Source organism: Streptomyces yokosukanensis, assembly GCF_001514035.1.
GTDB classification, from domain to species: domain Bacteria; phylum Actinomycetota; class Actinomycetes; order Streptomycetales; family Streptomycetaceae; genus Streptomyces; species Streptomyces yokosukanensis.
Map to the genome: position 1 here is coordinate 1 of NZ_KQ948296.1, position 762 is coordinate 762.

The following is a 762-nucleotide window of genomic DNA, read 5'->3' on the forward strand; positions in this document are numbered from 1 at the left end:
TTTCGGGTTGTCGTCGGGTGGTGACGGTTGGTGATCCCTGCGGTATGCCGGTGAGGTGAGGTATCCGGAGGGTGGGGGTCTGACCGCTGAGCGTCGGGCGTTTCGTGAAGGGATCCGGCTTCAGGCCGGCGAGAGATTCGCGGTGGGCGAGAAGACCGCGGTGATCGCGAAAGAGCTGCGGGTGAGCGTGCGGTCGGTGGAACGCTGGCGCCGCGCTTGGCGCGAGGGCGGCATGGAGGCCCTGCGCTCGGCGGGTCCGGCGAACTCCCCGACCGTCAGCGATGACCAATTCACCGTGCTCGAGGAGGAACTCGGCAAGGGGCCGTCGGCGCACGGCTTCGCTGATGAACGCTGGACTCTGACCCGGGTCCAGACAGTGATCCGCCGACGTCTGCGGGTGAGCCTGTCGGTGGCAACGGTATGGCGGCTGCTGAAACGGCACGGCTGGTCCTGGCAGGCACCGGCCCGCAGAGCACTCGAGCGCGACGAGCACGCGGTGGAGCTGTGGAAGAAGGAGGTGTGGCCCCAGGTAAAAGGATCGCGGCGGCATGTGGCGCCTGGATCGTCTTCGAGGACGAAGCCGGATTTTCGATGACGCCGCCGGTCGCCCGCACCCGGGGCCGGCGCGGACACACACCCGTCAACCGCGTCCGCGGCAGGTCCCGCCGCCGTACCTCGGTCGCCGCCCTGTGCTGCTACAAACCCGGCGAGGAGAGCCGTCTCATCCACCAGCCCCGCACCCATCTCCTCCTCAAAGGTGGG

At 68.6% G+C, this 762-nt stretch carries 1 pseudogene; it reads left to right on the plus strand.

Annotated elements, in window-relative coordinates:
• Positions 1–55 precede the first annotated feature (55 nt).
• Positions 56–762, plus strand: a pseudogene (locus AQI95_RS44265) (winged helix-turn-helix domain-containing protein); the annotation flags it as partial.